General features: G+C 71.0%; 20 protein-coding genes. 14 read left to right on the top strand and 6 right to left on the bottom strand.

Annotated elements, in window-relative coordinates; genetic code table 11:
* Positions 1–211: 211 nt before the first annotated feature.
* Both ACIQCJ_RS17840 and map read right to left on the bottom strand, forming a co-directional pair.
* Entirely contained in the window at positions 212–973 is a 762-nt protein-coding gene (locus tag ACIQCJ_RS17840) for a DeoR/GlpR family DNA-binding transcription regulator (protein ID WP_188284604.1), read from the bottom strand.
* A 327-nt stretch (positions 974–1300) separates the two neighbouring features.
* Positions 1301–2068 (bottom strand): type I methionyl aminopeptidase, encoded by a 768-nt coding sequence (map, locus tag ACIQCJ_RS17835; RefSeq protein ID WP_355349210.1) that lies wholly within the window; start codon positions 2066–2068, stop codon positions 1301–1303.
* Between the two features lie 87 nt (positions 2069–2155).
* On the opposite strand from map, the gene ACIQCJ_RS17830 reads away from it, so the two are divergent.
* Positions 2156–2434, top strand: coding sequence for a helix-turn-helix transcriptional regulator (locus ACIQCJ_RS17830; RefSeq protein WP_355349207.1), 279 nt, complete (start codon positions 2156–2158; stop codon positions 2432–2434).
* A 144-nt stretch (positions 2435–2578) separates the two neighbouring features.
* Here ACIQCJ_RS17830 and ACIQCJ_RS17825 read toward each other — a convergent pair whose 3' ends face one another.
* Positions 2579–3187 (bottom strand): peroxiredoxin-like family protein, encoded by a 609-nt coding sequence (locus tag ACIQCJ_RS17825; protein ID WP_402711868.1) that lies wholly within the window; start codon positions 3185–3187, stop codon positions 2579–2581.
* Positions 3188–3803: 616 nt separating this feature from the next.
* Between ACIQCJ_RS17825 and ACIQCJ_RS17820 the strand changes: the two genes are divergently transcribed.
* Together ACIQCJ_RS17820 and ACIQCJ_RS17815 are read left to right on the top strand one after the other, a co-directional pair.
* On the top strand, positions 3804–5486 hold the full coding sequence (locus tag ACIQCJ_RS17820) for a xylosidase (RefSeq protein WP_402711867.1): 1683 nt from the start codon (positions 3804–3806) through the stop codon (positions 5484–5486).
* 287 nt (positions 5487–5773) lie between these two features.
* Positions 5774–6817, top strand: a complete 1044-nt coding sequence (locus tag ACIQCJ_RS17815; protein ID WP_402711866.1) for a hypothetical protein — start codon at positions 5774–5776, stop codon at positions 6815–6817.
* Positions 6818–6852: 35 nt separating this feature from the next.
* Here the strand turns inward: ACIQCJ_RS17815 and ACIQCJ_RS17810 are convergent, their stop codons facing one another.
* Positions 6853–7821, bottom strand: coding sequence for an alpha/beta hydrolase fold domain-containing protein (locus ACIQCJ_RS17810; RefSeq protein ID WP_391049830.1), 969 nt, complete (start codon positions 7819–7821; stop codon positions 6853–6855).
* A gap of 257 nt (positions 7822–8078) precedes the next feature.
* On the opposite strand from ACIQCJ_RS17810, the gene ACIQCJ_RS17805 reads away from it, so the two are divergent.
* The 4 genes from ACIQCJ_RS17805 to ACIQCJ_RS17790 all read left to right on the top strand — a co-directional run bounded on the left by ACIQCJ_RS17805 (position 8079) and on the right by ACIQCJ_RS17790 (position 11806).
* A complete protein-coding gene (locus ACIQCJ_RS17805) occupies positions 8079–8555 on the top strand; it encodes a MarR family transcriptional regulator (protein WP_355349192.1) in 477 nt (158 codons plus the stop codon).
* Between the two features lie 290 nt (positions 8556–8845).
* Positions 8846–9871, top strand: coding sequence for a glycoside hydrolase family 11 protein (locus tag ACIQCJ_RS17800; protein ID WP_402712126.1), 1026 nt, complete (start codon positions 8846–8848; stop codon positions 9869–9871).
* A 150-nt stretch (positions 9872–10021) separates the two neighbouring features.
* A complete protein-coding gene (locus ACIQCJ_RS17795) occupies positions 10022–11074 on the top strand; it encodes a polysaccharide deacetylase family protein (RefSeq protein WP_402711865.1) in 1053 nt (350 codons plus the stop codon).
* A 390-nt stretch (positions 11075–11464) separates the two neighbouring features.
* On the top strand, positions 11465–11806 hold the full coding sequence (locus ACIQCJ_RS17790) for a DUF5713 family protein (RefSeq protein ID WP_355349186.1): 342 nt from the start codon (positions 11465–11467) through the stop codon (positions 11804–11806).
* A 94-nt stretch (positions 11807–11900) separates the two neighbouring features.
* On the opposite strand, the gene ACIQCJ_RS17785 is transcribed toward ACIQCJ_RS17790, so the two are convergent.
* On the bottom strand, positions 11901–12719 hold the full coding sequence (locus ACIQCJ_RS17785) for an SDR family NAD(P)-dependent oxidoreductase (protein ID WP_402711864.1): 819 nt from the start codon (positions 12717–12719) through the stop codon (positions 11901–11903).
* Between the two features lie 87 nt (positions 12720–12806).
* Here ACIQCJ_RS17785 and ACIQCJ_RS17780 point away from each other — a divergent pair, with 87 nt between their 5' ends.
* Positions 12807–13658, top strand: coding sequence for a helix-turn-helix transcriptional regulator (locus ACIQCJ_RS17780; protein ID WP_402711863.1), 852 nt, complete (start codon positions 12807–12809; stop codon positions 13656–13658).
* A gap of 32 nt (positions 13659–13690) precedes the next feature.
* Here ACIQCJ_RS17780 and ACIQCJ_RS17775 read toward each other — a convergent pair whose 3' ends face one another.
* Positions 13691–14584, bottom strand: coding sequence for a helix-turn-helix domain-containing protein (locus ACIQCJ_RS17775; protein WP_402711862.1), 894 nt, complete (start codon positions 14582–14584; stop codon positions 13691–13693).
* A gap of 457 nt (positions 14585–15041) precedes the next feature.
* On the opposite strand from ACIQCJ_RS17775, the gene ACIQCJ_RS17770 reads away from it, so the two are divergent.
* The 6 genes from ACIQCJ_RS17770 (at position 15042) to ACIQCJ_RS17745 (ending at position 21213) form a co-directional block, all read left to right on the top strand.
* Complete coding sequence (locus tag ACIQCJ_RS17770; protein ID WP_402711861.1) at positions 15042–17768, top strand: ricin-type beta-trefoil lectin domain protein; 2727 nt, start codon at positions 15042–15044, stop codon at positions 17766–17768.
* Positions 17769–18067: 299 nt separating this feature from the next.
* Positions 18068–18832: a G1 family glutamic endopeptidase gene (locus ACIQCJ_RS17765; protein ID WP_355349171.1), complete on the top strand. Its 765-nt coding sequence runs from the start codon at positions 18068–18070 to the stop codon at positions 18830–18832.
* A gap of 190 nt (positions 18833–19022) precedes the next feature.
* A complete protein-coding gene (locus tag ACIQCJ_RS17760) occupies positions 19023–19340 on the top strand; it encodes a hypothetical protein (RefSeq protein WP_355349168.1) in 318 nt (105 codons plus the stop codon).
* Positions 19341–19683: 343 nt separating this feature from the next.
* On the top strand, positions 19684–19812 hold the full coding sequence (locus tag ACIQCJ_RS17755; protein ID WP_391161858.1) for a hypothetical protein: 129 nt from the start codon (positions 19684–19686) through the stop codon (positions 19810–19812).
* Positions 19813–19905: 93 nt separating this feature from the next.
* Positions 19906–20409: an N-acetyltransferase gene (locus ACIQCJ_RS17750; protein ID WP_391049841.1), complete on the top strand. Its 504-nt coding sequence runs from the start codon at positions 19906–19908 to the stop codon at positions 20407–20409.
* A 63-nt stretch (positions 20410–20472) separates the two neighbouring features.
* Positions 20473–21213 (top strand): ribonuclease H, encoded by a 741-nt coding sequence (locus ACIQCJ_RS17745; RefSeq protein WP_355349162.1) that lies wholly within the window; start codon positions 20473–20475, stop codon positions 21211–21213.
* Position 21214 lies beyond the last annotated feature (1 nt).

Genomic DNA, 21214 nt, shown 5'->3' with positions numbered 1-21214 from the left:
TTCGTCCCTTTCATGACCGGGGATGAGGGTGGGTGGAGCGGGAGTCGTGGTGCGGGAGGGCAGGGGGTAGCCCGGATCGGCGTACCGGGGAGGTGCGGAAGGCGGGGGAGCGCCGGGACTGCGGGGGGGGGCGGGGCCTGCGGGGAGCTCGGAGATCGCGGGGGAGGTGGGGGGAGGGGAAGGGGGGAGCGGCGCGGGGCGGGCCCGCGGGTCAGACTCTGAAGACGCGGGGTCCCAGAAGTGCGTAGCGGTGCGCCTCGGCGCTGGACAGACCGGTGTCGGTGACGATCGCCTCGAAGTCGCCGACCTGGGCGAAGCGGCAGAAGCTGCTCGCGCCGAATTTGCTGTGGTGGCCCATGAAGATCCGGCGCCGGGAGACCTCCAGCGCCTTGGCCTTGACGTCGGCGACCACGGGATCCGGTGTGGTCAGGCCGAGTTCGCGGGAGATGCCGTTCGACCCGACGAAGGCCAGGTCGATGACGAAGCCCGCGAGCATGTCGCAGGCCCAGGAGCCGACGGTGGCCAGCGTCCGGGCCCGGACACGGCCACCGAGCAGCAGCACAGTGGTGTTGGCGGAGTCCGCGACGGCCGCCGCGGTGGTCAACGACGCGGTGACCACCGTCAGCGGCCGGTCGCTGGGCAGCAGCGCGGCGAGCAGTTGAGGGGTGTAGCCCTCGTCCACGAAGACGGTCTCCGCCTCGCCGAGCAGCTTGACCGCCTCGGCCGCGATCCGTCGCTTGTCGGCGACGTGCAGCGTCACCCGCTGGGCGAGGTCGGTCTCGAACCCCGCGCCCTCGACGGGATAGGCGCCGCCGTACGTCCTGCGGACCAGACCGCGGCTCTCCAGTACGCCCAGATCGCGGCGGATGGTCTCCGGCGCCACCTTGAGATCGGCGGCCATCACGGTGACCTCGACCTGACCCTGGTGGCGCGCGAGCGCGAGGATCCGATGTTGGCGTTCTTGTGCTCTCACGGTCACCACCTGTCTCTTCGCCGGTCCGGGCAAGGCGTGCCCGGTTTTGCCCGTGGAAGAGTTATACCAACGCCACTTTGACAGGGACCGGCCCATAACGGACAACAAACTGCCCGGTGTTGCCCGGACCGGTCGGCAAGAGTGCCAGTTCAGAGGGTGTGTTGGCGATCAGGTGGTGTGGTGGTTGGCCATACGGCCCGTGGAAGTGCCCGTTTCGGACGACGGGCAGGCAACGGGCGGCCCGCGGGGCACGCGGCGTGCGCCGGACGTGCGAGCGGCGGGCGGCCGACGGGTGGACCGCGGGCGGGCGGCGGCGCCCGGGACGGATCAGACGAGCGTGAGGACGCGCGGGCCCTGCTCGGTGATCGCGACGGTGTGCTCGATGTGCGCGGCGCGGCTCCCGTCGACCGTGCGCAGCGTCCAGCCGTCCGGGTCCGTACGGTATTCGTCGCGCCCGCCGGACATCAGCATCGGCTCGATCGCGAGGACGAGCCCGTGGCGGAGCGGGAAGCCGCGCCCCGGCCGCCCGCGGTTGGGCACGTGCGGGTCCTCGTGCATCTGGCGGCCGATGCCGTGGCCGCCGAAGTCGGTGGGCATGCCGCAGCGCGCCGTGCGCGCCACCGCGCCGACCGCGTGCGAGATGTCGCCGAGGCGGTGGCCGACGACGGCCGCCGCGATGCCCGCGTCCAGGGCGCGCTGGGTGGCGGCGATCAGCTCCACGTCCTCGGGCCGGGGCGTGCCCACGATGAAGCTGACCGCGGCGTCGCCCGCCCAGCCGTCGAGCACCGCGCCGCAGTCGATGCTCACCAGGTCGCCGTCGCGCAGCCGGTAGTCGGTGGGGATGCCGTGCACGAGCGCGTCGTTCACCGACGCGCAGATCACCGCGGGGAAGGGGGAGGGGGCGAAGGACGGCTGGTAGCCGAGGAAGGGTGACGTGGCGCCCGCCTTGTCCAGGACGGCGTGGGCCGCCGCGTCCAGGTCCCGAAGCGATACGCCGACGGCCGCCGCCTCCCGTGCGGCGGCGAGCGCCTGCGCCACGACGCGCCCCGCCTCGCGCATCGCGTCGAGCGCCGCGTCGGTCTTGATCTCCACCATGTGCTGTGACTCCTCGTCGTGCGGGCGACCGGACTCCTTCCGGCCGCGGCCTCGCCCAATACTTATACCGGTATTAGTATCACGGGCATGGTGAGAACACCCCTGACCCCCGAGGAGCGCGCCCGCGGCGAACGCTTCGGCGCACTGCTCCGCGACGCCCGCGGCGACCGCAGCATGGTGGACGTGGCGGCGGCGGCCGGGGTCTCCGCGGAGACCCTGCGCAAGATCGAGACCGGCCGGGCCCCGACCCCGGCCTTCTTCACCGTGGTCGCCCTGGCGGCGGCGCTCGGCCTGTCCCTGGACGTGCTGGCCACGGCCTGCGCCCCGGAGGAGATCGGGGAGGCGGTGCGGGCACTGTCGGCGTGAGGGCGCGGGAGGTGCCGTGGGCGGGCGGTACGACGGGAGCCGGCCGGGTCGTACGGCCTCAGGTGCGGCGGGCGCGCCGCTCGCCGTGCCGAGCGGACACGCCCGGCGCCGTGGGGACCCGGCCTGACCGTGGCGCGACGGCCGTCAGGCCGGGGCCTCGGTGGGGTCGGCCGGCGCGGTGGCCGCCGCCTGCGCCGCGTGCGCGAGCAGTTCGTCCACCGACCACTGGTCGTACGCGTGCTCGCCGTACTTCGCCGCGACGATCCGGCCGTCCGGGGCGATCAGGAAGTCGGCGGGCAGGCCGAGGCTGCCGCCGGTCGGCACGACCGGGGCCATACGGTTGCGGCGCCGGACCGTGCCCCACATCGAGCTGCCGACCGCGCGCGCGATGGCGGGCCAGACCCGCGGATCGGCCACCGCGCGGATCGAGGTCTCGACCCCGAACTCGCGGTAGAGCGTCTTGTCCGGGTCGCCCACCACGGCGAACGGCAACTCGGCCTCGTACTTGAGCAGTTCCTCGTCGGGGGCGTGGAAGACCACGACCTCGTGGATTCCGGCGCCCCTGATCTCGTCGGCCCGCCGGACGAAGGAGCGCAGGTGCAGATTGCAGACCGGGCATCCCGCGAACCGCCGGAATTGCAGGTGCACCGGATATCCGGCCTCGGGAACGGCGACGGTCTCCCCGGTCATCGTGGTCAGGACGTGTGACGGGGCTAAATCCCCCGCGGTGAAGGTCGTTTCGGTCTTCCGCACCGGCTTGTCTCCTGTCGGTAAAGCGTCGAGAGGCGTCGAGAGGCATCGGGAGGCGTCGGGAGGCGTCGATTCGGCGGAGGCGCCGCGAAGGTACGGCAGCGCTGTCGCGGACGGGCGCGATGAGCGGCGACGCTGCCGCTGTCGAGAATAGTCGGCCGAGCGGCGGCGCGTCCGGCCGAACGCTGGGGCCGATTGTCAGCCGAGATATTTGACGATGCCTGACACTATCTGAATCATCCCCTCCGACCTTTCGTGCCCGATACGGACGTTCAACGCGCCTTTCCTGGGCGCCATTCGGGAGAATTCCGGAGGAACCGTCAATCAGGTCTGGACCCTTGACGCACCATTGGATTCAGCAGTTGAATCGGCGCGTGCCCGATACCGCTTGTGCACGGAAGATCGGCGTGAAGGCGCGTGTCAAGGGACTGTGCGCGCCGGACCCCACCGCAAGTCAGCGTAATTCGAGCGGAATTCACCGGGCTGGCCGCGCGCGCCCCGCGCGGCCCACCACGGAACACTGAGTTCATCTGTTGAACAGGCCAACAGCATGAACCCCCACACTCAGTCCACCGATACGCCCGGCGGTCCCGCCGCGCGTCGCCGTTCGGAGTCATCCATGGCAGTGTCACGTCGCAAGTTCGTGAGCGTCACCGCGGCCGGTACGTCCGCCGCCGCCCTCGGCGCCCTGGGTCTGGCCACAAGAGCCTCGGCGTCCGCCGTCTCCCCGTCCGCGTCGGCCGCCCCCGCCGCGAGCGGGCCGGGAGACGTGGTCGGGAAGGTCACGGTCGGCTATCAGGGCTGGTTCGCCTGCATCGGCGACGGCGCCCCGATCAACGCCTGGTGGCACTGGAGCCCCAACTCCAGCCAGCCCCCGTCGCCGTCCAACACCGGCATCGTCGCCTGGCCCGACATGCGCGACTACACCAAGACGTACCAGACCGCCTACGCGAATCTCGGCAACGGCCAGCCCGCCACGCTCTTCTCGTCCTACGACCAGCAGACCGTGGACACCCACTTCCAGTGGATGCAGCAGAACAACATCGACACCGCCGCGCTCCAGCGCTTCAACCCCACCGGCGGGGAAGGCCCGACACGCGACGCCATGGCCACCAAGGTGCGCAGCGCGGCGGAGTCGCACGGCCGGAAGTTCTACATCATGTACGACGTCACCGACTGGACCAACATGCAGTCGGAGATCAAGACCGACTGGACCAACAAGATGAAGGCCCACACGGCCTCGTCCGCCTACGCCACCCAGAACGGCAAGCCGGTCGTCTGCATCTGGGGCTTCGGCTTCAACGACGACAAACGCCCGTGGGCGCCCGCGCCCTGCCTGGACGTCGTCAACTGGTTCAAGTCCCAGGGCTGTTACGTCATCGGCGGCGTACCCACCTGGTGGCGGACCGGCGACCGCGACTCCCGCGCCGGATTCAGCGACGTCTACCACGCGTTCAACATGATCTCGCCGTGGATGGTCGGCCGGATCGGCAACGTCTCGGACGCCGACAACTTCTACAACGTGGCGACCGTCCCCGACCTCGCCGAATGCGCCGCCCACGGCATCGACTACCAGCCGTGCGTCCTGCCCGGCGCCGTCACACTGCGGCAGCGCGCGCACGGCGACTTCATGTGGCGGCAGTTCTACAACATGTGCCGGGCCGGGGTGCAGGGCATCTACATCTCGATGTTCGACGAGTACAACGAGGGCAACCAGATCGCCAAGACCGCCGAGTCCCAGGCTTTCGTGCCGACCAACTCCGGGTTCCTGGCGCTGGACGAGGACGGTACGGCCTGCTCCTCGGACTACTACCTGCGGCTGACCGGCGACGGCGGCAAGATGCTCAAGGGCCAGATCGCCCTCACCGCGGTCCGCCCCACCCAGCCGACGACCACCACACCGGGCGGCGGCACCGGTACCGTGATCAGCCTGCGCGCCCGCGTGAACAACAACTACGTGACCGCCGAGAACGCCGGAGCCGCGGCCCTCATCGCCAACAGGACCGCCATCGGCGTCTGGGAGCAGTTCGACATGACCGACGCGGGCGGCGGCAACATCGCGCTGCGCGCCCACGCCAACAACCGCTACGTCAGCGCGGGTTCCGGCAATCTCATCGCCGACTCCACCACCGTCGGCGCCGCCCAGACCTTCACCCTCGTCCACAACTCCGACGGCAGCGTCAGCCTCCGCGCCCAGGCCACCAACCAGTACGTGACCGCCGAGAACGCGGGCGCCGCGCCGCTGGTCGCCAACCGGGCCGCCATCGGCGCCTGGGAGAAATTCGACCTGATCACCGGCTAGGCCCTAGCGGCAACGGCTCCCGCACCTGGCGCCTTTCTGCCCGGCACCGCCATCCCCGGGCAGGGAGGCGCCCCGCCGCGTCCGGGCCCCGGCGGCCGGCGCGGGCGGACGGTCCGATTCCGCCCGCCGCGGCGGCGGAGTCCGGCCGACCCGTCGGGAAACCGTCCCGGCGTGGCGCGCGAAACAGGGTGGCCGATCGCCGGAGCAGGTGATCTGATGGACGTCGGGGACTGCCGACGCGGGGGCGCGGCGGCACCGAAGAGCCGGTCGAGGACAGGGGCGGGTCGATGTCGCAGGGGGATCCTGCCGGAGCGGTGCCGGAGTTGGAACCGCGGTCGGGCGCGGGGACCGACGAAGAGCACAAGAGCCAGTTGCTCGTACGGGAAGCGCTCTCGGTCATCGGCGCGGTCGTCCAGACGCTGATGGGACTCGTCGCCGACCTCCAGGCGTGGTGCGCGGTCCTGGAGCGCCGGGCGAATGAGGCGGTCGGCATCGACGCCCCGCCGCGGCGCAGGGAACTGGCCGACCACCAGGACCGGTTGGTCGCCGCGGAGTCCCTGCTGGCCAGAGCCCGCAGGGAACGAGAGGCGGCGGAGGAGCTGGCCGTCGGCGTCCGGCGGTCGGCCGTGGAGCAGGGCCGGGCCCGTACGCGACCTGGCCCGTCCCGCACCCCGGTCGTGGACGACGGTCCCGGCTCCGGGGCCGACGAGGGCTCCCGGGTGGGCGCCGCGATCGCCCGGCTGCGGGAATTCGACCTCGCGCTGGAGAGCGCCGACGAACAGCTCGAGGCGTACGACGCCCGGGCCGCCGCCGTACGCGTACTCGTGGAGCCTGGCCCCGAACCGGGTCCGGCCGACGACACCGCCGACGCCGTGACCGGATCGGCCGCGACGCCGAAGACGGCGGACGTCCGCGCGGACGGCTACTCGAAGGACGACCGGGAGGCGGACGAGGCGGACCCGCCGGAGGACCGGAAGCCGCCGGCCCCGGTCTGGACGACCTGGTGCACCGTCCTGACCGGCTGCGGCCTGCTGCTCGCGGCCATACTGGCCGGCACCAGCTTCACCTACGCGCGCTGGGAGCACCCGGGCGCCGAGGCCGTGACCTGGTACGCGATCGGTGACCTGCTCGCCCTGTGCGTCGTCGTCTTCGTCGGCCTGATGGTGCTCGGCACCCTCGTGGAGCGCTACGAGCTGTCCACCCTGGGGGAGACCTCACTCGTCCTGGCGATCCTGCTGGTGGTGCCCGTGCTCGGGGTGGGGATGTGGCACCCCGAGGCGTTCGGCCATATGGGCATGTGGGGACGGTCGTTGGCGCGCTCGCTGGTGTGAGGCGCAGGCGAGCGCGTCGCGGGCCGCCGTGACGGTCAGTCGGTGCCGAGCGCTGAACGCAGCACGGTGACCGCCTGGTTGATCGCACCCTCCGCGGCCTGCGTGCCGCGCAGCGCGTTGAGCATCACGAAGTCGTGGATGATCGCGGGGTAGCGGGTCGCGGTGACGGCGACACCCGCCTGCCGGAGCTTGTCGGCGTACGCCTCGCCCTCGTCGCGCAGCACATCGGCCTCACCGGTGACGACCAGCGCGGGCGGCAGCCCGGTGAGCTGTTCCGTAGTGGCGCGCAGCGGGGACGCGGTGATCTCGGCGCGCTGCGCGGGGTCCTTCGTGTACTGGTCCCAGAACCACTGCATGCCGTCGCGGCGCAGGAAGTAACCGGTCGCGAACCGGTGGTACGAATCGGTGTCGAAGCTCGCGTCGGTGACCGGGTAGAACAGCACCTGCTGGACGAGCGGCACATCACCGCGCTCCTTGGCCATCAAGGTCAGCGCGGCGGCCATGTTGCCGCCGACCGAGTCACCGGCGACCGCGATGCGGCTCGCGTCCAGACCCTTGGCCGCGCCGTCGGTGACGACCCAGCGGGCGACGGCGTAGTTCTGCTCGATCGCGACCGGGTAGCGGGCCTCGGGGGACAGGTCGTACTCGGGGAAGACCACCGCCGCGCCGACACCGGCCGCCAGTTCGCGCACCAGCCGGTCGTGGGTGTGGGCGTTGCCGAACACCCAGCCCGCGCCGTGGATGTAGAGGATCACCGGCAGCGTTCCGACGGCGCCCTTGGGACGGACGACGCGCACCCGTACGGACTCGGTCGGGCCGTCCTCGACGGTCACCCACTCCTCGTCCACCTCGGGCGCGTCGATCTCGCCGGACTGCACCTCGTCGACCGTCTTGCGGCCCGCCACGGGGCCGAGGTCGAACAGATACGGCGGGTTGGCCGTGGCGGCGGCGAATTCCGCGGCGGCCGGTTCCAGGACGGGTGCTGCGGGAGTGGACTCGGACATGACGGGGGCTCCTCGTGGGACGGAAGGGGGACGGACGGTGTGGGCGTCGGCTCCGGGTGCGCTCCGGGCCGGCGCGTCGTGGTGGATCGTGCTCGGCCGTGCCCTGTCGTGCTTGGCAGGGCGAGCCGGCCACACCCCAGAAGACTAGGACACGATTAGCTCGTGTACAAGCTAATCGTGCGCGTTGAAATTGCCTCATGGTGAAGCTAGGCTGATCGGTCGACCCCGTCACCCGTCCCCGAGGAGGGCCGCCCCGCATGGACAGCACGGAAGCCGCCGACGCCGAGCCCGCGTTCACCCTGCTCCTGGACGACCAGCTCTGCTTCGCGCTGTACGCGGCCTCCCGTGCGGTCACCAGCCGCTACCGTCCGCTGCTGGACGAGCTCGGCCTCACGTATCCGCAGTACCTGGTGCTGCTGGTGCTCTGGCAGCACGGCGACGTCCCGATCAAGGACGTCGGCGCCGCCCTGCAACTCGACTACGGCACCCTGACCCCGCTGATCAAGCGGCTGGAGGCGGCCGGCCTGGTCCGCCGCGAGCGCAGCGCCGAGGACGAGCGCACCGTCCGCGTCATCCTCACCGAGCGGGGCGACGCGCTGCGCGACCGGGCCCGCGACGTACCCCCCGCGATAGGCGCGGCGATGGGCCTGTCGCCCCGGGAGACCGAGGCCGCCATGACCCTGTTGCGCCGTCTCGCGGACAACGTCTCGGCCGATCTCGCCCGCCGGTCGTAGAGCTCGCGCACGCACTCGGAAGGCTTTCCGAAACATTCGGTATTTCATCCCCTGGGAGGTGATCTCGCGGGTGGGCGGTTTTGTGGGTCAACCAATTCCTCCGGCTATTGATGCGCGTCTGCCTGCGGAAACGACTGGTGCCGTACGCCTGACTGGTGGCGAAGCTTTCGTAATCGATGCCGAAAGTGTTGACACGTGACGTGCTCCGCTCAACACTGTCGCGGCAGACGGTCCTCACGAGACGAGGAGGAAGCACGCACATGAACGACGCACCCGCACCCGCACCCGACATGAGCCGCAGGCGGCGGCCGTTAGGGCTGCTCAGCCGTTTCCGGCTGCTCATCAGCGGCGCCTGCGCGATAGCGCTGGTCGGCGTGGCCGCGCTCATCCTGCCCGGCACCGCCAACGCCGACACGATCATCACGTCGAACCAGACCGGCACCAACAACGGCTACTACTACTCGTTCTGGACCGACGGCGGCGGATCCGTCTCCATGAACCTGGGCTCCGGCGGCAACTACAGCACCTCGTGGAGCAATGCCGGCAACTTCGTCGCAGGCAAGGGCTGGGCCACCGGCGGACGCCGGAGCGTCGCCTACTCGGGCAGCTTCAACCCCTCGGGCAACGCCTACCTGTCGCTGTACGGATGGACGACGAATCCGCTCGTTGAGTACTACGTCGTCGACAACTACGGCACCTACCGGCCGACCGGCACGTACAAGGGCACGGTCACCAGCGACGGCGGCACGTACGACATCTACGAGACGACACGGGTCAACGCCCCGTCGATCGAGGGCACCCGGACCTTCAACCAGTACTGGAGCGTCCGGCAGTCGAAGCGGACCGGCGGCACCATCACCACGGGCAACCACTTCGACGCGTGGGCCAGCCACGGGATGAGCCTCGGCAGCTTCAACTACATGATCCTCGCCACCGAGGGCTACCAGAGCAGCGGCAACTCCAACATCACGCTGGGAAGCACCGGCGGCACCACCGGAGGGTCGACCACGGGTGGTTCGACCACCGGCGGGTCCACCACCGGAGGCGGGGGCAGTTGCACGGCCGCGCTGTCCGCCGGTGAGCAGTGGAGCGACCGCTACAACCTCAACGTCTCGGTCTCGGGCTCCAGTTCGTGGACGGTGACGATGAACGTTCCGGCGCCGGAGAAGATCATCGCGACGTGGAACATCAATGCCACGTATCCCAGTGCCCAGGTCTTGACCGCCAAGCCCAACGGCAGCGGCAACAACTGGGGCGTGACGATCCAGACCAACGGCGCCTGGACCTGGCCGACGGTCTCGTGCAGTCCGAGCTGACGCCGTACGCCGGTACGCGCGTAGCCCGTACGCCCGTATCCCCGGACCGTGTTGCCCGGTACCGCGTTTCCCGGCACCGCGTGTACCGGTACCGCGTGGCCCCGTCATCCCCCCACGGAGTTCGCAACGCCACCACAAGGAGGCCCCCACATGCGAACGAGACCGCACATGTCATTGCGTTCCCTGATCACGGGACTTGCCGTCGCCGCCACGGCGGTGGCGAGCGTCGTCACCTTCACCGTCGACGCCACCCCGTCGCACGCCGCCACCTGCAACGGGTACGTCGGACTCACCTTCGACGACGGTCCGTCCAACGACCACACCCCGAGCGTCCTCAACGCCCTTCGGCAGAACGGCCTGCGGGCCACGATGTTCAACGAGGGACAGTTCGCCGCGTCCTATCCGTCCCAGGTCCAGGCCGAGATCAACGCGGGGATGTGGGTCGGCAACCACAGCTACACCCACCCCCACCTGATCCAGGAGAGCCAGGCGCAGATCGACTCGGAGGTCTCCAGGACCCAGCAGGCCATCGCCGCGGCGGGCGGCGGCACACCGAAACTGTTCCGTCCGCCGTACGGCGAGACCAACGCGACCTTGCAGTCGGTCGAGGCCAAGTACGGTCTGACCCAGATCATCTGGGACGTCGACTCGCAGGACTGGAACGGCGCGAGCACCGACGCGATCGTGCAGGCCAACGCCCGGCTCACCAACGGCCAGATCATCCTCATGCACGAGTGGCCCGCCAACACGCTCGCCGCGATCCCGCGGATCGCGCAGGGCCTGGCGAGCCGCGGCCTGTGCGCGGGCATGATCTCGCCGCAGACCGGCCGCGCCGTCGCCCCCGACAGCGGCGGTACGAGCGGCGGCACGACCGGCGGCACGACCGGCGGCACGACCGGCGGCACCACCGGAGGCACCACCGGGGGCGGTGGCGGGGGCAGTTGCACCGCGACCCTCTCCGCCGGTCAGCAGTGGAGCGACCGGTACAACCTGAACGTGGCGGTGTCCGGGTCGAGTTCGTGGACGGTGACGATGAACGTTCCGGCACCCGAGAAGATCATCGCGACGTGGAACATCAACGCCACGTATCCCAGTGCCCAGGTCTTGACCGCCAAGCCGAACGGCAGCGGCAACAACTGGGGTGTGACGATCCAGACCAACGGCGCCTGGACGTGGCCGACGGTCTCGTGCAGTCCGAGCTGACCTGAGCCAATCCGCGACGAGCGGCGCCGGACCGCGCTGAAGCGCGGGCTCACGCGACCGGGGCGGGGCCGCCGCCGGGCCGGGCGCCCCCCGGGGGGGGGGGGGGGTGGGGGGCGGGGGGGGGGCGGGGGCCCCCCGCCCCCGGCGGGGGGGGGGTGCACGGGCGGAGGGGGGGGGGGGGCCCAGGTGGGGTGCCCCCCCCCCGCCCCCCCCCCGCCCCCCCCCGGGGGGCGCCGCCCCCCGGCGCGGGGGGGCCCCCCCCCCGGGGGGGGGGGGCCCCCCGGCCCCCCCCGCCACCGGCGTTGTCAGTGGTGTGGTGCACGATCGGAGACGTCGGACATTCCACACTGGACGCGGGGCTGATCCAGGGCAGAAGGGGAGGGCGTCGCCATGACGATCACCAACCAGCAGGTCAAGGAACGGGCGTTCCTCGAGGTGCTGTACGAGGACGAGTATTTTCCCGACCACGTCCTCGACAAGGGGAAGGCCATCCTGCTGGACCTGTGCGAGCGGATCGAGGCCGAGCGGCCCGCGGACCTGAAGGCGCTGTACGCGCTGACGGCGGTCGCGACGGAGCGGTTCAACGCTCTGGAGGCGGAGTTCGACGCCGCGGGCAGCGAGATCGAGACCGTCGCACGGGAGGAGATAGGCGGGGACATCTGGTTCGTGGCGACGGCCTACGGCTTCGAGGACGCGGACGTCGAGGAACTGATCGCCGCCCGCGAGTGGTGACGGCGCGAGTGGCACCGCCGCCCGCCGCCCGGTGACACCCGCCGATAACCGGTGGCACCCGCCGACGACCGGTGACGGCCGCGGGCCGCGCGGCTCAGGCCGCCGCGCCGCCGTCCACCCGCAGGACGGTGCCCGTCACGTAGGACGCGCGGTCGCTGAGCAGCCAGGCGGCGGCCTCCGCGATCTCGGCGGGGTCGGCGGCCCGGCGCAGCGGGGTGTGCGCCGTGATCCGGTCGAGCAGACCGGGGGACTCCGCCGCCCAGGCGTGGATCATCTCGGTCAGTGTGCCGCCGGGAGCGATGGCGTTGACGCGGATGCCCTCGGGACCGTATGTGACGGCGGCCGACTCGGTGAGGCTGTTGACCGCCCGCTTCATCGCGCCGTAGGCGGGCAGGTCGGGATTGCCCCGCAGGCTGCCGACGCTGGAGTTGTTGACGATGGCGCCGGTCCCCGCGGTCGCCCGGATCGCGGCGACCTCGGCGGCCATCGCGAGCCACGGACCCCGGAGGTTCACGGCGTAGAGGCGGTCGAAGTCGGCCTCCGGTACCTGGTCCAGCGGGCCGGGTGACGCGTTCGTGGCGCCGTTGTTGAAGGCGACGTCGAGGCGGCCGAACCGCTCCACCGTACGGTCGACCGCCGCGCGTACGCTCGCCGCATCGGCCAGGTCGCACACCACGTGGTCGGCGGTGCCGCCCGCCGCCCCGACCTGCTCGGTCACGGCCTTGAGCTGCGCCTCGGTACGGGCCGCGAGCATGACGCGGGCGCCCTCGCGGGCGAAGAGCAGGGCCGCGGCGGCGCCGATGCCGCGACCCGCGCCGGTGATGAGGGCGACCTTGTCCGCCAGCAGCCCGGTGGCGGCGCCGGTCGTGGTGGTGTCGGTGGTGGGTGTGTCGACGTTGGGTGTGTTGTTCATGGCATCGAGCGTGCGCCGGACTTCCGGGCGCAGCCAGGCACCGGCTGTACCTGGCTGCGCCCGGCGGCACACGAGCACACTGGAGAGGTGGACAGACGAGAACTGGCCGACTTCCTGCGCAGCAGACGCGAGCGGATCACCCCTGCCGAGGTGGGGCTGCCCGCCGGGACCCGGCGCCGCACGCCGGGGCTGCGCCGCGAGGAGGCGGCTCAGCTCGCCTTCATCTCGACCAAGTACTACACGCGGCTCGAACAGGCCCGCGGCCCCCGCCCGTCCCGCGAGGTCCTGGCGGGGCTGGCCCGTGCGCTGCGGCTGACGGACGTCGAGCGCGACCATCTCCACCACCTCGCGGGCGCCCCGCCGGGACCGCCCGCAGGACCCTCGCGCGAGGTGCGCCAGAGCATCCTCGACCTGCTGGACCGCCTGCCGCAGGCCGCGGCGACCGTGATGTCCGCGACCGGAGAGGTCATCGCCTGGAACGACCTGGCGGCGGCCCTCATGGAGGACTTCTCCGCCCTGCCGCGCCGCGACCGCAACTTCGTCCGCCGCGCCTTCCTCGGACCGCACCGGCAGGGGCAGCGGCTGTACGGGGTGTCGGACGTGGACCGTTTCGCGAGCAACGCCGCCCAGCGGCTGCGTACCGTCGCCGCCCGCTACCCCGACGACCCCGAGGTGACGGAGCTGGTGGCCGAGCTGCGGGCCGGGAGCGCGGAATTCCGCGAGCTGTGGGCCTCCCACGACGTGCGCAGCGAGCCCACCCTCCGCAAGACCTTCCAGCACCCGCTGGTCGGGCCGGTCACCGTCAACTGCGACGTCCTGGACATCGCCGACCGGGACCAGCAGGTCGTGATCTACACCGCGACGCCCGGCTCGCCGTCCGAGGAGGCGCTGCGGCTGCTGTCCGTCATCGGCACCCAGCGCATGGACGTGACCGGCTGAAGCCACCGCCCGGCCGGGTGCGGGCCGGCGTGTCAGCCGAGCGGGTGCTCCTCAGCGGCCGATGCGGGGGTGTCACCCGCCGGGAGGTGGGACGCGGCCCACGAGGCGAGGAAGCGCAGGCCCTCGTGGGTACGGCTGCCCGGCTCCGCGGTCCAGACGATGAGCTGCTGGTCGGGGTCGGTGCTCGCGCTCAGGGTGTCCCAGTCGAGACTGAGCTCCCCGGCGACGGGATGGCGCAGGGCCTTGGTGCCCACGCTGAGCGTGGCGACCTGATGGGTGGCCCACCACTGGCGGAACTGCTCGTCCTGCACGGACAGTTCACCGACCAGTTCGACGAGCCCCGGGTCGTCGGGGTACTTGGCGGCCTCCATCCGCAGCTGCGACACGCAGGTGCGCGCCACTTTCTCCCAGTCCGCGTAGAGCGATTTCATCGACGGATCGGTGAAGATGATCCGCACGTAATTCCGGTGCTTTTCCGGGATGGCCGAGAAATCGGTGATGAGCGCCGAGGCGAGCGAATTCCACGCGATGATATCCATGCAACGTCCCATGACAATGGCGGGTGTCGCACCGAGGTCGTCCAGAAGCCGTCGCAATTGCGGCTGGACTTTCTGCCGGGTGCGGCGGCGCGGTCGCACGAGTGTCTTCCCGGCCAGCCCGAAGAGGTAGTCGCGCTGGTCGTCGTCCAGTCGCAGCACCCGGGCCAGGGCGGCCAGCACGGACACCGAGGCATGGATACGGCCCTGCTCCAGGCGGGTGTAGTAGTCGGTGCTGATCGCGGCGAGCTGCGCCACTTCCTCCCGGCGCAACCCGGGCACCCGCCGGGGTGTACCGGGGTCCGGCAGCCCCACGGTGCGCGGGCCGAGCTCGGCCCGCCGGGCCTTCAGGAACTCGCCCAGCTCATTCATGTGCGCGTCGCCGGTCATGCCAGCCATTGTCGCACCGGCGGCCGGCCGCGTGCGGGGGAGAGTTTCCTCCCCGGATGTCCTCCTCCCGTGAGCCGACGCTCCCTTTTCGTGTTCCCGTGAGGTATGTGATCACGGCCGTCGAATGGCCGCGGTGGTGAGACGGCTGATCGCCGGGGGCCGAAGGCCCATTCCCCGGCCGACCGGGCCGCGCTGATCAACTCCCGCCTTCACCGCTCCCGCCTTCACCCGCTCTCGCCTTCACCGCTCCCGTTCTCTCCGCTCACGCCCCCCGCTGATCCACTTCGAGCGCCGTGCGACGGCGCGGCCCGCTGACGACGACTGCCGACGTTTGTTTCTGTTTTCTTCGTTCGCCATATTGACCAAGAAGTGAACATGACAACACACTGAACGCCATCCCCCCACGGTGAAGGGTTCAGTCATGTTACGAACATGGAGATTTGCCCCGTTGTGGGTCATGGGGCTGCTCATCGCACTGCTGACCGTCGGCGTCGCCCCCGCGAACGCGGCCACCACCACGATCACGGTGGACGGGACACAGGGCGGCCGGACCTTCGACGGCATCGGCGCGATCAGCGGCGGAGGCGGGAACTCCCGGCTGCTGACCGACTACCCGGCCGCGCAACAGGCGCAGATCCTCGACTACCTGTTCAAGCCCGGCTACGGCGCGAACCTGCAACTGCTGAAACTGGAGATCGGCGGCGACGCCAACTCCACCGACGGCTCGGAACCGTCGATCGAACACGTCAAAGGCCAGATCAACTGCGACGCCGGATACGAATTCTGGCTCGCGGAACAGGCCAGGGCCCGCAATCCGAACATCGGTCTCTACGGCCTCGCCTGGGCCGCGCCCGGCTGGATCAACGGCGGCTTCTGGTCCACCGACACGATCAACTACCTGATCTCCTGGCTCGGCTGCGCCAAACAGCACGGCCTGACGATCAAGTACCTCGGCGGCTGGAACGAGCGCGGGCACGACGCCAACTGGTACGTCCAACTGCGAGCGGCGCTGAACACCGCCGGATACTCCGGTGTGCAACTCGTCGCCGACGACAGCGGCTGGGGGGTGGCCGACGACATGGCGAACAACGCGGCGTTCAACAACGCCGTCTCGATCATCGGCACGCACTACTCCTGCGCGGGCGGCGACGGCGGCAGCGCCGACACGTGCAGCAGCACCACCGCCGCGCAGAACAACGGCAAGCCGCTGTGGGACAGCGAGAACGGCTCGCAGGACATGAACACCGGAGCCCCCGCCCTGATCAGGGCCATCACCCGCGGCTACACCGACGCCAAGATGGTCAGCTACTTCAACTGGCCGCTGCTCGCCGCGATCTACCCCAATCTGCCGTACAACACGGTGGGCCTGGCCACCGCCAACTCGCCCTGGTCGGGGAACTACACCATCGGCGCCAGCACCTGGGCCACCGCCCAGGTCACCCAATTCACCCAGCCCGGCTGGAAGTTCATCGACTCCGCCTCCGGCTACCTCGGCGGCGCCGAGTCCAACGGCACCTACGTGACGATCAAGTCGAACACCACCTCCGACTACTCCACCGTGCTGGAGACCACGACCGCCACCGCCGCGCAGACCGTGAACCTCCACGTCCAGGGCGGCCTGTCCACCGGGACCGTGCACGTCTGGGCCACCCAGGTGAACGCGCCGAGCGCGGCCACCTCCTTCGTCCACACGCAGGACATCACCCCTTCGGGCGGCTCGTACTCCCTGACGCTGCAACCCGGTTACGTCTACACGGTCACCACGACCACCGGCCAGGGCAAGGGCACCGCCACCGGCCCGGCGGCGCACGCGCTGCCGCTGCCGTACTCCGACACCTTCGACGCCGTCGCCACCAACACCGAGGCCCGGTATCTCTCCGACATGCAGGGCTCCTTCGAGGCGCGGCCCTGCGCCGGCGGACGGACGGGGCAGTGCGTGCAGCAGGTGACACCGGTCAAGCCGAACGAATGGCAGGAGGACTCCGACGCGTTCACCCTCGTCGGCGACACGACCTGGTCGAATTACACGGCTGGAGTCGACGTCAACCTCCAACAGGCGGGCACGGTGACCCTGTTGGGCCGGGCGGGTACCCAGTCGCGGCCCCAGAGCCACCAGGCCGCCTACCAGTTGCGGCTCTCCAACACCGGAGCCTGGTCGATCGCGAAGAGCACCAGCTCGGGCAACCTCAGCACGCTGACGTCCGGCAGCCACGCCGCGCTCGCGCTCAACACCTGGCACACCGTGTCGATCGGCTTCTCCGGCGACCAGATCACCGCGACCCTCGACGGCGCCACCCTGGGCACCGTCAACGACGGCTCGTACGCCAGCGGCCAGGTCGGTTTCGGTGTCGTCGGCTACCAGACCGACCAGTTCGACAACCTCGCGATCACCCCGAAGGCCGCGGGCAACGTCAGCGGCTTCCTCAAGGACCGGCACTCCGGGATCTGCGCCGACGTGCCCGCCCGCGGTCAGGCCAACGGCACCGTGGTCACCCTGTGGGACTGCAACGGGGACACCAACCAGACCTGGACCGCCACCCCCGCCAAGCAACTCATGGTCTACGGCACCAAATGCCTGGAGGCGGCGGGCGGCGGCGCCGCGGACGGCACGGCCGCCGACATCTCCGACTGCACCGGCGGAACAGGTCAGCAGTGGAACGTCAACGCGGACGGCAGCGTCGTCAACGTCGGCTCGGGCAAGTGTCTCGACGTGACCGGCGCCGGCACCGCGAACAGCACCCCGCTCGAACTGTGGACCTGCAACAACGGCGCCAACCAGAAGTGGGACCGCGGCGCCGTCGCGGCCTCCCTCACCGGCCAGGACTCCGGCCGCTGCGTGGACGTGCCCGCCGCGAGCCAGGCCGACGGCACGAAACCCGCGCTGTGGGACTGCAACCGCGGCAATCAGCAGACCTGGACGTCCACCGCCACCAACCAGTTGACCGTCTACGACACCAAGTGCCTGGGCACCATCGGCCACGCCACCGCGGACGGCACCGGCCTGGAGATCAACGCGTGCGACGGCAGCGCCGCCCAGCAGTGGCGGGTCCGCTCCGACGGCACGGTCGTCAACGTGGCCTCCGGCACCTGCCTGGACGCCGTCGGCACGGGTACGGCCAACAGCACGCCGTTGGACATCTGGACCTGCAACAACGGCGGCAATCAGAAGTGGGCGCGCAACTGAGCGATGCCCGAGGCCGGTTCTCGCCGGTCCGCCGCGCGTGAGGCCGTCCCGGCGTCCGACACCCCGACGCCGGGACGGCCCCTTTTTGCCCCTCTTCGAGTGCCGTGGAGATCAACTGGACATGCCCACAAGGCGACTTGGCGTGAGTTTTGCCGATCGTTTGATTCCGCCTGCACCTACGCGCCGCGCTTGTCAGCACACTGTCAAGCACCACTGGTGCCACGCACCCCTCAGGGGTCACACACCCCTCCGGTCGCGCCGGTGACACCTGTACCGCGAGACCCGCGAGAAGGAGCAGCATGTCGGCAACAACGCGCATCACCGCCGTATCCGCCGTGGCCGCAGCAGTCCTGTCCGCCCTCGCGACCGCGCCCTCCGCGGTCGCCTCGGCCGACTCATCGGTCCGCCTCACCCCCATGGGCAGCCACCGCCTGATCGGCCCGAACAGCCGCATCGTGCACAGCACCAGTTCCAACTGGGCCGGTTACGCGGCCACCGGCTCCACCTTCACCAGCGTCTCCGCGAGCTGGGTCCAGCCTTCGGTGACCTGCACCGGCGCCACCACGTACTCCTCGTTCTGGATAGGTCTCGACGGCGACGGCAGCAACTCCGTGGAGCAGACCGGGACCGAGGCGGACTGCTCCGGCGGTCGCGCCGTGTACTCCTCGTGGTACGAGATGTACCCGGCCTATCCCGTGAACTACTCCAACGCGGTGAGCCCCGGCGACCACTTCACCTCGACGGTCTCCACCAACGGCAGCGGCTCGTTCACGCTCACCCTCAGCGACACCACCAAGAACTGGACGAAGACCACCAAGAAGACGCTCCAGGGCGCCTCCCTGGCCTCCGCGGAGATCATCGCCGAGGCGCCGTCCAGCTCCACCGGCGTCCTGCCGCTCGCGCACTTCAGCACCGCGTCCTTCACCAACGCCACCGCCAACGGCCAGGCGATCGGCACCTACGGCCCCGACAAGATCAACATGGCCTCCGGCAGCACCACCAAGGCGACCACCTCCGCGCTCTCCGGCGGCAACGCCTTCAGCGTCACCTGGAACCACAGCTAGCCCCAGCGCCTCCGGGCGCCCACCGCGCAGGTGACCGCGCCGTACGGATTCCGGCACCGCGCACAGCTCCTCCGTCCGGATGACCTACCCACGTCAGCCGTACCGCGAGGTGCCCGACACGCCGCACGCCGGCGGGCCGGGCACCTCGCGGGTGGGATGGCGGGCGGCGGAACGGGCAGACGTAACCCTCATGACCACCTATGTTGTGACCGTCCCCGGCACCTTCCTCGACGCGCCGACCGCCGAGGCCCGCTCGACGCTCGTCCGGGCCCTGCGCCCCGTCGACCCGCAGAGCACGGACTTCGGCGAGGACGAGGAGCTGGACATCCTGACGATGTACGGCGACTCCAGCGCCTTCAGCGTGCGCGTCGCGGTCGACGCCGACAATCCGCCCGCCGCCGAGGGGGCCGCGCGCGACCTCGTCAACGACGCGCTCGGCGTCGCGGGCTTCACCGAGGAGACCGCCCGGCTCGGCGACCCCGTCATCACCGGCATCGACGCGGAGTGAACGGGCCCGCGGGCGCGGCGGGCCGGTCCCCGACGACGGTCCGCCGCCGCTGTCCGCGCGCCCGCGGAGCTGAGTACGGGAACCCACGCGCCCGCCACCGCCCGGCGGGCATGATCGTGGGCATGACCCGAGCCCGAGTCCGCAGAGCCGCCCTCGTCCTCCCGCCGTCGCTGACCGCCGTGGCGGCGCTCGCGCTGACCGGCTGCGGCACGCGGACCGTGGACAGCGCGGGGGCCGAAGCGCCGTCCGGGCGGCCCACCGCGGCCGTCACCTCCGCCCCGGCCTCGTCGCCCTCGGCTACGCCCCCGACTCGGTCAGCGTCTCGGCCTACGGCTCCACCTATGTGGGCTTCGTCGTCGACCACACCCCGATCTGCCTCAAGGGCGCGCTGAACACGGCCGGCACCGAGGTCGACGCCTTCGCCGGTTACGCCGACGGCACCGGCTGCCAACAGCCGAAGGGCGGTCACTGACCGCCGACGGGCCTTCGCGGACCGTCCGCCGCCACGTCGCGGCGGCGATAAATCCGGTGCGGTGCGACGTTCCACCGCGCTAGCCTCCGCCGCATGACCTGGCTGCCAGCTGACTTCGTCCACCCCGTCCGCGTCCCCGTGCCCGGCGGCCACCATCTGCGCCCGATCGCCGGATCCGACACCGCGCTCGACTACCCCGCGGTGATGGGCTCGCGCGACCGCCTCTGGTCGATCTTCGGCCCGGCCTGGGGCTGGCCGCCCGCCGACATGACGTACGAGGCCGATCTCGCCGATCTCGAACGGCACGCGACCGAGATCGCCGCGCACCAGTCCTTCAACTACGCGCTCTTCGACGACGCGAACACCGCGCTGCTCGGCTGTGTCTACATCGACCCGCCGGAGAAGGCGGGCGCCGACGCCGAGATCTCGTGGTGGGTGGTGGACGACCGGGTGGGCACCGACCTGGAGCGGGCGCTGGACGCCCTGGTGCCGCGCTGGATCGCGGAGGACTGGCCCTTCGAGCGCCCGCGCCACATCGGCCGCGACCTGTCGTGGAAGGAGTGGCTCGCCCTGCCGGACCACTCGCCCGAGCCGTAGCCCCGCCTCACCCCTGCCGGGCGCCTCCTCGGGCCGGGGCCGTACGACCGTCCGCGGGCTGGCATGATCTCTGGCATGGCAGAACGCATCATCGCCGCGTGTGACGGGGCATCGAAGGGGAATCCGGGACCGGCCGCGTGGGCCTGGGTGATCGCCGACGGTACGGGGGAGCCCGACCGCTGGGAGGCGGGCCCGCTGGGCACGGCCACCAACAACGTCGCGGAACTCACCGCCCTGCTCCGGCTGTTGGAGACCGTCGACCCCGCCGTGCCGATGGAGATCCGGATGGACTCCCAGTACGCGATGAAGGCGGTCACCACCTGGCTGCCCGGCTGGAAGCGCAAGGGCTGGAAGACCGCCGCGGGCAAGCCCGTCGCCAACCAGGAACTCGTCGCGGGCATCGACGCGCTGCTCACCGGCCGTGACGTCGAGTTCACGTACGTCGCCGCCCATCAGGTCGACGGCGACCGGCTCAACGACTACGCCGACCGCGCCGCCAGCAACACCGCCATCACCCAGCAAGCCTCGGGCACCCGCTACGACTCCCCGCCGCCGCCCCGCAACCCCGACACCCCCCGCACCTCGTCCGCCCCCAAGCGCAAGCCCTCCGGAGGCGGAAGCGGCAACGGCGGCGGGACCGGGACAGCGAGCGGTGCCACCGGCACCACGTCCTCGCGCACCCTCAACGCCAAATTCCCCGGCCGCTGCCGCTGCGGCCGCTCCTACGCCGCGGGCGAGCCGATCGCCAAGAACCCCGACGGTTGGGGCCACCCGGAGTGCCGCGACCAGGGCGGAACGCGGTAGC

Source organism: Streptomyces sp. NPDC093221 (assembly GCF_044753885.1).
Classification (GTDB): Bacteria; Actinomycetota; Actinomycetes; order Streptomycetales; family Streptomycetaceae; genus Actinacidiphila.
This window is presented reverse-complemented; position numbering and strand designations above follow the sequence as displayed.

What these genes read in the sequence shown, in the direction of transcription:
- ACIQCJ_RS17810 (WP_391049830.1), bottom strand. Translation starts at nt 7,821, where the DNA reads ATGTCCGAGTCCACTCCCGCAGCACCCGTCCTGGAACCGGCCGCCGCG.
- ACIQCJ_RS17795 (WP_402711865.1), top strand. Translation starts at nt 10,022, where the DNA reads ATGCGAACGAGACCGCACATGTCATTGCGTTCCCTGATCACGGGACTT.
- ACIQCJ_RS17760 (WP_355349168.1), top strand. Translation starts at nt 19,023, where the DNA reads ATGACCACCTATGTTGTGACCGTCCCCGGCACCTTCCTCGACGCGCCG.
- ACIQCJ_RS17765 (WP_355349171.1), top strand. Translation starts at nt 18,068, where the DNA reads ATGTCGGCAACAACGCGCATCACCGCCGTATCCGCCGTGGCCGCAGCA.
- ACIQCJ_RS17815 (WP_402711866.1), top strand. Translation starts at nt 5,774, where the DNA reads ATGTCGCAGGGGGATCCTGCCGGAGCGGTGCCGGAGTTGGAACCGCGG.
- ACIQCJ_RS17830 (WP_355349207.1), top strand. Translation starts at nt 2,156, where the DNA reads ATGGTGAGAACACCCCTGACCCCCGAGGAGCGCGCCCGCGGCGAACGC.
- map (WP_355349210.1), bottom strand. Translation starts at nt 2,068, where the DNA reads ATGGTGGAGATCAAGACCGACGCGGCGCTCGACGCGATGCGCGAGGCG.
- ACIQCJ_RS17750 (WP_391049841.1), top strand. Translation starts at nt 19,906, where the DNA reads ATGACCTGGCTGCCAGCTGACTTCGTCCACCCCGTCCGCGTCCCCGTG.
- ACIQCJ_RS17790 (WP_355349186.1), top strand. Translation starts at nt 11,465, where the DNA reads ATGACGATCACCAACCAGCAGGTCAAGGAACGGGCGTTCCTCGAGGTG.
- ACIQCJ_RS17785 (WP_402711864.1), bottom strand. Translation starts at nt 12,719, where the DNA reads ATGAACAACACACCCAACGTCGACACACCCACCACCGACACCACCACG.
- ACIQCJ_RS17770 (WP_402711861.1), top strand. Translation starts at nt 15,042, where the DNA reads ATGGGGCTGCTCATCGCACTGCTGACCGTCGGCGTCGCCCCCGCGAAC.
- ACIQCJ_RS17800 (WP_402712126.1), top strand. Translation starts at nt 8,846, where the DNA reads ATGAGCCGCAGGCGGCGGCCGTTAGGGCTGCTCAGCCGTTTCCGGCTG.
- ACIQCJ_RS17820 (WP_402711867.1), top strand. Translation starts at nt 3,804, where the DNA reads ATGGCAGTGTCACGTCGCAAGTTCGTGAGCGTCACCGCGGCCGGTACG.
- ACIQCJ_RS17745 (WP_355349162.1), top strand. Translation starts at nt 20,473, where the DNA reads ATGATCTCTGGCATGGCAGAACGCATCATCGCCGCGTGTGACGGGGCA.
- ACIQCJ_RS17775 (WP_402711862.1), bottom strand. Translation starts at nt 14,584, where the DNA reads ATGACCGGCGACGCGCACATGAATGAGCTGGGCGAGTTCCTGAAGGCC.
- ACIQCJ_RS17805 (WP_355349192.1), top strand. Translation starts at nt 8,079, where the DNA reads ATGGACAGCACGGAAGCCGCCGACGCCGAGCCCGCGTTCACCCTGCTC.